Raw genomic sequence first — 9,804 nt, forward strand, 5'->3', positions numbered from 1 at the left:
CTCATAGATTATGAAGGTCTTGGCAAGAAGCTTCTTAAAGGGATTGGTATTCCACGGGCAAGTTTTATTCCTCTTGGCAATCTTGGGGCTTTGGATGAAAAAGAAGGACAACCCTTTAAGCTTGATATTGCAAAAGCCAAGCAGCTTTTAGCAGAGGCTGGCTATCCAAACGGATTTGAGGCAAATTTTCTCGTGTCAAATTCTCCTTATACTTTGTTACTTGCTCAGTCACTTCAAGATAGTGCTGCAAAGGCAGGAGTGCGTCTTAAAATTGAGCGATTGGCAGGTACACAGTTGTTTTCCAAACTTTATGCCCGAGCTTTTGATACAATTTTTGTCGGATGGAATAATGATTCTGCGGATCCTCATACAATGGCTTCACGTCTTGTTTATAATCCAGATAATCGGTTTGAGGCAAAAAATACAGCTTATCCTAGTTGGCAGTATGGGTATTTTGATGCCAAGATGAATCAAAAAGTTGAAGAGGCGTTGTTTCAAAAAGATCCGCAAAAACGGGCGCAGATATATGCTGATTTACAACGTGAATTGATGCAAAAAGGACCTTATGCGTTTATCTATCAGAAATATACTGTTATCGCGATGACGCCTGATATCAAAAAGTGGGTTTGGAATAGTGCGCCACATATTTTTTATAGTAAAATTGAAAAATAAGCGTGTCTTCAATGCCGTTCAATAGATAAAGGACATCGTCATGATATATTCGGCGTATTGTATAAATTTTCAAGCTTTGCAATACGTCGAAGATCATAGGTAATGCGTGATATATTGTTGAATGTCTTTTTATAACATTCGTTTAAAGAGGTTTTTCATTCTCATTAGAGGTGTGTTTGTGTGGATGTTAAGATTGAATATTTCAATTTCTCTGAATTAAAAAGTGGTCAATTTATTTGTTAAAAAACTGAGTATAACATAAAAGAACTAAGAGCAACAAATGTCGCGGAATGTAGTAGTGCTAAAGGTGCAAAGGTTTTGCGATGTTAAAGGAAAGTTTTGTTATGGGTGGGTACACAAGAGATATCAGTTTTTTATGGTGTTTATATTTTCTTTTACTTTAAAAGATGATGAGATGCCAATTAGAGGGTGTTATTTTACGGGGAGTGATGAAAAAAATCAAATTTTCTTTTGAAGAAAGAATAAAAGTCGTTGCACTTGGCAAACTAACGAATTTCCCTGTTTTATGAAATCGTCAAATTATTATGAAGGCTCTTTGTTATTAAGGTACTCGAGCCGAAAGGGGTAGTTATTTGATGGTATACAAAACGCCGGAAGAAATAAGAGACAAGCTTGCTTAACAAGATAGAAAAATACTGGTTTTATAGTCTCCAATAGTAGGCGTTATGGTATCGTGAATAAGCTCTGTTGTTGGTGAGCTTTCATTGTATATCAGAGTGTTTTCCTTTTGTATGTTTTGGTTTGGCTTATAAGTATAGGCAGGAGGAGTCATTGGCAAGAGCTGCTTGTTCTTGAAGGTTTTAAAGTTTGGTCTTTAGGAGCCTACAGTTCGTCTAAACTTAATTATTAAGCACGTTTTGCTGAATGGGGAATTTATACAATAAACGTTAAAAGGAAAATTCTATGAACGTGAAAAGAAAAATATTGAAAAAGAGCAGTTCTTTTGTTTCTGCTGTTCTTGCAATGGGGATGTTTGTGCAACAAGTTTCAGCAAAAACACCTAGCGATACGCTTGTGATGGCTTGGAATCTCGATCCAATAAGTACATTTGATCCTGCACAACTCAATGACCGTTATGGAGTTGAAGTGGTTAACAATATTTGTGATAATTTAGTCGTTTCTGCTACAGATGATGCTGCTAAAATGGTTCCCTCGTTAGCAAAGAGTTGGGATGTTTTAAGTGATGACCAGAGTACGGTGATTACTTTTCATTTGCGCGATGGTTTAAAATTTTATGATGGTCGTTCTGCTTATGCCAATGATCTTGTTTGGGGTATGAAGCGGGTTGTTAAATTGAAATTGTCCAATGCGGCAACATTTAATGAATATGGGATTACAGAACAAAACGTTGATGAGGCTTTTCAAGCACCGGACGACAAAACGGTGGTGATGAAATTTGATAAGCCTTATCCAGCAGAGCTCATTCTTAGCAATATTTCCACTAATCGCACTGCTGCCTTACTGGATCGTGTGACACTCATGAAAAACGAACAAGATAGCGATATGGGAAATCGATATTTGGCAAGTCATTCTGCTTGTGTTGGTCCTTATCAGTTAGAGAGTTGGCGTCCTGGAGAAGCTCTTTTATTGCGAGCAAGCTCCAATTATTGGGGGGAGGCGCCTAAATTGAAGAAGATTTTAATTCGCCATGTTGCGGAGCCTGGAACGCAACGTTTATTGTTAGAAAAACACGATATTGATGTTGCACGTAATCTGATGCCAGAGGATTTGGCAGATCTCCAAGCAACAACGGATATTAAGGTTGAAAAAGTGTTGGCGCCCTCCATGATCATATGGGGTTTTAATACGACGAACCCTATTTTTGCCAATGAAAAAGTGCGTTTAGCGATGCGCTATCTTATTGATTATGAAGGACTCGGTAAGACTCTTCTCAAAGATGTTGGCATTCCCCGTGCAAGTTTTATTCCTCTTGGTAATCTTGGAGCTTTGGATGAAAAAGAAGGACAACCCTTTAAACTTGATCTCCAAAAAGCAAAGCAGCTTTTAACAGAGGCAGGTTATCCGGATGGTTTTAAGGCCAATATTTTTGCAGGAGCATCTCCTTATCCTTTTGCTTTGCCTATTGCTCAGTCTCTCCAAGACAATGCAAAAAAGGTTGGAGTACGTTTTAAAATTGAACGTTTTGTAGGTACGCAGTTGTTTTCAAAATTTTATGCACGTGGTTTTGATACAATTTTTTTCGGATGGAATAATGGCTCTGCGGACCCCCATACAATGGCTTCACGTCTTATTTATAATCCTGATAATCGTCTTGAGGCGAAAAATACAGGCTATGCGAGTTGGTGCCATGGATATTTTGATGAAACTATGAATCAAAAGGTTCAAGATGCGTTGTTTCAAAAAGATCCAAAGAAACGGGTGCAAATGTATGCTGATTTGCAACGTGAATTTATGCAGAAAGGACCTTATGCTTTTATCTATCAGACATATGTTTCTGTAGCGATGGCACCTGATGTCAAAAAATGGGTTTGGAATAGTGCACCACGTATTTTTTATAGTGCAATTGAAAAATAAGAAGGTATCAAGGTTTATAAAATATAAAAAACATGATCATGATATATTTGATGTATTGCAAAGCTCTTTAACACTTTGCAATACGTTGAATTTTATCGGGAATGGATTACTATGTTGTGTAGAGAATTTTATTTCAAAACGTTCTATTGGGGAGAGAGGTTATTTATCTCGATAAGTTTCACGTATATAGATATTAATATTTGATATTTCAATTTATGTGTATAAAAAAATAATAAATTTGTTTGTTGCAAAAGACAGATGTAACGAATAAAGCAAAATTTAGTGTTTCTGAAAAAATGGGGGACTTTAAAATGTTTTGGTGAGAAAAACTGTTGTATGCAGGTACGTGGGGAAACATCAAGCTACTCTTCTCATATACCTCAGGTTACATTCCTTATGACTTAAAATATGATAATCTATAGGTTCGAAGCTGTTATTTGATACGGAGTTATAATAAAGTTCCAATTTTCTTCTGAAGAAGGGTGAAAATGGGGTTACGAAAAAATTTATTCAGGATTGTCAAAATATCAAATTGTTTTGAGTTTTTTGAAGCAATGAGAGTAGCGCTTTGATGATACTTTTTAGAAAATCGCAAGAAGAAACTTGAAGAAGAAATCTTTTTGATGAAGCAAAGAAGAGTTTTGGTCTGATATGCTCTGAATTATAAGTGCCGTGATATCGCGTGCTATCTTGCGTGATAGCTTTATTTTAATCAGATCGTTTTGCGTTGCATATGTTCGTTTGTCCTATACGTGTTTGGGGGAATGAGCTTTTGAAAAGTGGCTGCTGCTCTTGGAGGTTTTGATATTTTACCTCTAGGAGGCGTGTTTTCTAATCATGATCTTATCATTTTTGCATGTTGTCACATGGGAAGTTATACAATAACCTTAAATCTTAAAAGGAAAATTCTATGAACGTGAAAAGAAAAATATTGAAAAAGGGCAGTTCTTTTGTTTCTGCTGTTCTTGCAATGGGGATGTTTGTGCAACAAGTTTCAGCGAAAACACCTAGCGATACGCTTGTGATGGCTTGGAATCTTGATACAATAAGTACATTTGATCCCGCACAAATCAATGATCGTTATGGTAATGAAGTTCTTGTCAATGTTTGTGATAATTTAGTCGTTTCTGCTACAGATGATGCTGCTAAAATGGTTCCCTCGTTAGCAAAGAGTTGGGATGTTTCAAGTGATGATGACAGTACGGTGATTACTTTTCATTTGCGTGATGGTTTGAAGTTCAATGATGGTCGTCCTGCGAATGCCAATGATCTGATTTGGAGCATGAAGCGGGTTGTTAAATTGAAGATGGCTACTGCGGCGACATTTAATGAATATGGTATCACAGAACAAAACGTTGATGAGGCTTTTCAAGCACTGGACGACAAAACGGTGGTGATGAAATTTGATAAACCTTATCCAGCAGAGCTTCTTCTTAGCCATTTTGCCACTAGTCGTACTCTTGCTTTGCTTGATCGTGAGACACTCATGAAACACGAAAAAAATGGTGATATGGGAAACCGGTATTTAGCAAGCCATTCTGCTTGTGTTGGTCCTTATCAGCTAGAGAGTTGGAGTCCTGGGGAAGGGATTTTGTTGCGTGCAAGCTCCAATTATTGGGGTGAGGCGCCTAAATTGAAGAAGATTTTAATTCGCCATGTCGCGGAACCTGGAACACAACGTTTATTGTTGCAAAAACACGATATTGATGTTGCACGTAATTTGATGCCAGAGGATTTGGCAGATCTCCAAGCAACAACGGATATTAAAGTTGAAAGAGTGTTAGAGCCATCCGTGATCATATGGGGATTCAATGTGACAAATCCAATTTTTGCCAATGAAAAAGTGCGTTTAGCGATGCGCTACCTTATTGACTATGAAGGACTCGGTAAGACTCTTCTCAAAGATGTTGGTGTTCCACGTGCAAGTTTTATTCCTCTTGGTGATCTTGGGGCTTTGGATGAAAAAGAAGGACAACCCTTTAAACTTGATCTTCAAAAAGCCAAGCAACTTTTAACAGAGGCAGGTTATCCAGATGGTTTTGAGGCCAGTATTTTTGCAGGAGCATCTCCTTATCCTTTTGCTTTGCCTATTGCTCAGTCTCTCCAAGACAATGCAAAAAAGGTGGGGGTGCGTTTTAAAATTGAACGTTTTGTAGGTACGCAGTTGTTTTCAAAACTATCTGCACGTACCTTTGATACAATTTTTTTCGGATGGAATAATGATTCTGCGGACCCTCATACAATGGCTTCACGCCTTATTTACAATCCTGATAATCGTCTTGAGGCTAAAAATACAGCCTATGCGAGTTGGTGCCATGGGTATTTTGATGAAACTATGAATCAAAAGGTTCAAGATGCGTTGTTTCAAAAAGATCCAAAAAAACGGGCGCAAATGTATGCTGATTTGCAACGTGAATTTATGCAGAAAGGACCTTATGCGTTTATCTATCAGACGTATCATACCGTAGCGATGACACCTGATGTCAAAAAATGGGTTTGGAATAGTGCACCACGTATTTTTTATAGTGCAATTGAAAAATAAGAGGCTATCAAGTTTATAAAATACAAAAACATGATCATGATATATTTGATGTATTGCAAAGTTCTTTAACACTTTGCAATACATTGAATTTTATCGGGAATAGATTACTATGTTATGTAGAAAGTTTTATTCTAGGAATTCTTATGAAAGATGTGTTTGTGTAGATGTTAAGATTGAATATTTTAACTTCTATTGATACAATTTTCGGGTGGGATAATGACTCTGGACATCCCCATACAATGGCTTCAAGTTTTTTACAACCTTGATAATCGGTTTGAAATTAAAAATATAAGCTGTTCTAGCTGGTGTTATGGGTATTTGGTAAAGCTATAAATCAAAAGTTTAAAGATGTTTTGTTTCAAAAAGATTCACAGAAACGGGCGTAAAGAATTGAAAAATGGTAAGTTTGTTTAGTGAAAAAACAGGTGTAACGAATGTAGCAGAATTCACTGTTTCCGAAATAGCAGGGGCTTTAAAGCGTGTTGTTGAAGAAAAGTTTGGCTATGTACGGGTGCGTGGAGAGATATCAGGTTACCGTGGTACTCATGCTTCAGGACATGCTTATTTTGCTTTAAAAGATGATAAGGCACGGTTGGAAGCTGTTATTTGGCGTGGAGTGATGGAAAAGCTCACATTTCCTCCTGAAGAAGGGATGGAAGTGATTGCTGTTGGTAAACTTACAACTTATCCAGGGTCATCGAAATATCAAATTGTCATTGAGTCTCTTGAACCAACAGGGGTTGGTGCTTTGATGACACTTCTTGAAAATCGTAAGAAAAAGTTTGTAGAAGAAGGCTTGTTTGATGAAGCAAAGAAAAAACCTTTGCCTTATATGCCCCGAATTATAGGCGTTGTAACATCACCAACAGGTGCTGTTATTCGTGATATTATTCATCGTATATCCGATCGTTTTCCGTTGCATATTTTGGTTTGGCCTGTACGTGTTCAGGGGGAAACAAGTGGGAGAGAGGTAGCTGTTGCTGTTGAAGGTTTTAATGCTCTTGCTCCAGGAGGACTTATTCCAAAACCTGATCTTATTATTGTTGCACGGGGAGGGGGAAGTTTAGAAGATTTGTGGGGGTTTAATGATGAAGCTGTTGTTCGTGCTGTTTATGCCTCTGCTCTTCCGGTTATCTCTGCTGTTGGGCATGAAACAGATTGGACTTTGATTGATTATGTTGCTGATTGGCGCGCTCCAACTCCCACAGGAGCTGCAGAAAAGGCTGTTCCTGTTAAGCTTGATCTCGAAGTGTATGTGGCGTCTCTTGGTGCCCGTTTACGCAAGGGATTGATGCGTTATTTTGATTTTCATCAACAGAAATTGCGTGCTATTATAAGAGGGCTTCCGACTGTCGATCAACTTTTTGCTCTACCACGGCGTGGTTTTGATGAAATTTCAAGTCGATTGCTGCGCGCTCTTCATGTGAGCTGCGATAAAAAACAAATTTCTTTTCATGCGCTTGCTATACGTTTTTCACCGCGTTTACTGAATACTGAAAAAGCACAACGCAATACAAAAGAATATACGGCGCGCTTTCATCGTGCTTTTGTGCGTAGTGTGGAAAAACAACGTGCCCAAATGGAGCTTGCATCTAGGCTTTTAAAAAGCACTTCGTATCAAAATATTTTAGAGCGTGGTTTTGTTTTGGCTTTGGGGAAAGATCATAAGCCTATCAAACGGTTGGTTCAGTTTCCTGAAACAGGGCAAATAAATTTACGCTTTTTTGATGGAGATATCAGTGTTGCAACACAAGAACCTGTTTTTTCTAAACGGTCAAAACACAAGCAGATAAAGTCGCCAAGCGATGATCAAGGAACTCTCTTTTAATACGGTTAATGCTATGCTTACGGAAGGTCTTCTTAAGGGAGTGGATGGAAAAGTTCGTTGCGCATGGGCTGGAACGGATCCACTTTATTGTGCTTATCATGATACCGAATGGGGAAAGCCTGTTTTTGAGGATATTCGTTTGTTTGAGAAAATTTGTCTTGAAGGTTTTCAAGCGGGGCTTTCTTGGTTTACAATTTTAAAAAAACGCTCTTTTTTTCGCATTGCATTTGATCACTTTGATTTTGAAAAGATTGCTCATTATGATGAGCCAAAAGTGAAAATGTTAATGCAGAATAAAGGCATTGTTCGTCATCAAGGAAAAATTCAATCGGTACTTAATAATGCATTGAGAGCACAAGAAATTATAACTGAGTGGGGGAGTTTGTCCCACTATTTCTGGTCTTTTCAGCCACCACCATTAGAACGTTATGAAAAGATAGACTTTCAAACACTGTCGGCTCATCCCATAACCCCTGCTTCTCTTCGTCTTTCTCAAGATTTGAAGAAACGTGGCTGGACATTCGTTGGCCCTACGATTTGTTATGCTTTTATGCAGTCCGTAGGGATTGTTAATGACCATCTTGAAGGATGTTTTTGTCGATAAATTGGCAAACTTCCTTTTGTAAGGGTAATGACCAATAAGATAATAATTGAATTATTTAATAAATATATAGATTATACAACTCCGCTGTATAAGATAATCGAAATATACAAACTATACAATATTCATGATTTTCTACTTTTGTTGGCATTAAAAACGATAAGGGTATATTTTTGAGGATGAAAAAATAGGTGCAAAAAGGAGTGATATCTTAACTGTTATGTATCTGAAGTTAGATAATAGTGATGCCTTGTATATTTTAAAGAAACATTTAGTACATCAAAGACCATTTCGCGACGCGGCTCGTGAATGATGTGATAGTAAATCCATTGTGCACTTCATCTTGATGCTTATGAAGGAGAAAATCAGCACTATCACACACTTTACGAGCTCCCAATGTTGTGCAAAAGTCTTTGGCATTTATAATGGTTCAGAAGAGCTGTTGTTCTTTCCGTTAATGACATGACCGTTATAACTAATGAATATTTTATTCCTGTTTATTGACAAATGCAAAGTGGTTTTTAGATGGGGTGCTGTTATTGCATTGCTTTACTTTGCCTGTATAACTGTTGGTTTATTTGTATATAGGTCGATTGCCCAATACTTATCTAGGCAATAAAAATGAAATGCAGCGATGAAAAATTGAAGTTAAATGACTCAAGCTGCTTGTGTTGGGTTTTATTATCTGATAGCTTCCCTTCATTAGAGAGGAATTTTGCTGCGTGTGAGCTCCAGTTTTGGGAGGATACTTAAGCTCAGACAGACTGGTATTCACTGCATTGCTTCATTGAATCTCTGTATGTTTCCGCTGGAAACGAGAGTTTTGTTGCGATATGTTGCTTTCTGTTCTGTTTTTATAGTGGTAAAGCAATTGCACACTAAAGTTTAGAAGGGTTTATATTCGTTATGTCTTTTGGGGGGGGTGTCTAATGAATTTTGTTTTTATCAATGAGGGAATGCATTTTAGTGTGTGTTCTTTTATTTCAAGCTTTATTTCTCAAAAGATAAAGCTTGAAAGGAATGATTCTTCTCATTTTTCCTTTATCTTTGTTAACGCGTTTGATTTTGTTGGTAAAAACGTAAAACTTTTGATACTTAGTTTTCAAAAGATTAAGCAGATTTTTGTGAGGGGGTAGAGTTTTAGAAAAGATATTTTCTTATGTCGTTCTGTTATTTCAGTGCAGCTTTGATCATGTAGTAAAGATGTGTTGCATCTTGAAACTGAGTGTTTGAGGGGGCAATTATTTTTTTTAAAGCTCACTATTTTGGGGAGGCTACAAGGCTTATTGATGATTAATGGGGGACTGGTGTAGTGCATTATCATATGGAAAGAAAGGTTATGAAAAGAATGTAATGCTGGTTAGCAAAACATCTATTCATGTACGCTATGGTTTTATTGAGGCTTAAACCAATGAATTTATAAAGTGGATGACTCTGTATAGGCGATTAGAACGTATTTGTTCAATGTGTATAATTATAAATTTACCATGTGATTTCAGTGTCATTAATTGATAAAAAATAAATAAAGGGAAAATTTATGAACTTGAAGAAAAAAATATTGAAAAGTAGTGGTTCTCTTGTTTCTGCTCTTATTGCACTGGGGGT

At 37.2% G+C, this 9,804-nt stretch carries 5 protein-coding genes; all 5 read left to right on the top strand.

Features of this window, described 5'->3' with window-relative positions:
- The coding region (locus ACFIK6_RS08520; protein WP_375642596.1) for an ABC transporter substrate-binding protein at window positions 1-672 on the top strand (672 nt) is incomplete at its 5' end.
- 924 nt (window positions 673-1,596) lie between these two features.
- The gene (locus ACFIK6_RS08525; protein WP_375642597.1) at window positions 1,597-3,228 is read left to right on the top strand and encodes an ABC transporter substrate-binding protein; all 1,632 of its coding nucleotides are present in this window, start codon (window positions 1,597-1,599) and stop codon (window positions 3,226-3,228) included.
- A gap of 910 nt (window positions 3,229-4,138) precedes the next feature.
- The gene (locus ACFIK6_RS08530; protein WP_375677537.1) at window positions 4,139-5,770 is read left to right on the top strand and encodes an ABC transporter substrate-binding protein; all 1,632 of its coding nucleotides are present in this window, start codon (window positions 4,139-4,141) and stop codon (window positions 5,768-5,770) included.
- Between the two features lie 397 nt (window positions 5,771-6,167).
- Window positions 6,168-7,598, top strand: a complete 1,431-nt coding sequence (gene xseA / locus ACFIK6_RS08535) for an exodeoxyribonuclease VII large subunit (RefSeq protein ID WP_375642599.1) — start codon at window positions 6,168-6,170, stop codon at window positions 7,596-7,598.
- A complete protein-coding gene (locus ACFIK6_RS08540; protein WP_375642600.1) occupies window positions 7,576-8,202 on the top strand; it encodes a DNA-3-methyladenine glycosylase I in 627 nt (208 codons plus the stop codon). Before xseA ends, ACFIK6_RS08540 begins: the two co-directional genes overlap by 23 nt.
- Window positions 8,203-9,804: the final 1,602 nt, after the last annotated feature.

This window comes from Bartonella sp. AS69XJJH (assembly GCF_042195585.1).
Classification (GTDB): domain Bacteria; phylum Pseudomonadota; class Alphaproteobacteria; order Rhizobiales; family Rhizobiaceae; genus Bartonella.

Excerpts from the sequence above, each read along its gene's own strand:
- ACFIK6_RS08525 (WP_375642597.1), top strand. The coding sequence starts at position 1,597 with ATGAACGTGAAAAGAAAAATATTGAAAAAGAGCAGTTCTTTTGTTTCT.
- ACFIK6_RS08530 (WP_375677537.1), top strand. The coding sequence starts at position 4,139 with ATGAACGTGAAAAGAAAAATATTGAAAAAGGGCAGTTCTTTTGTTTCT.
- xseA (WP_375642599.1), top strand. The coding sequence starts at position 6,168 with ATGGTAAGTTTGTTTAGTGAAAAAACAGGTGTAACGAATGTAGCAGAA.
- ACFIK6_RS08540 (WP_375642600.1), top strand. The coding sequence starts at position 7,576 with ATGATCAAGGAACTCTCTTTTAATACGGTTAATGCTATGCTTACGGAA.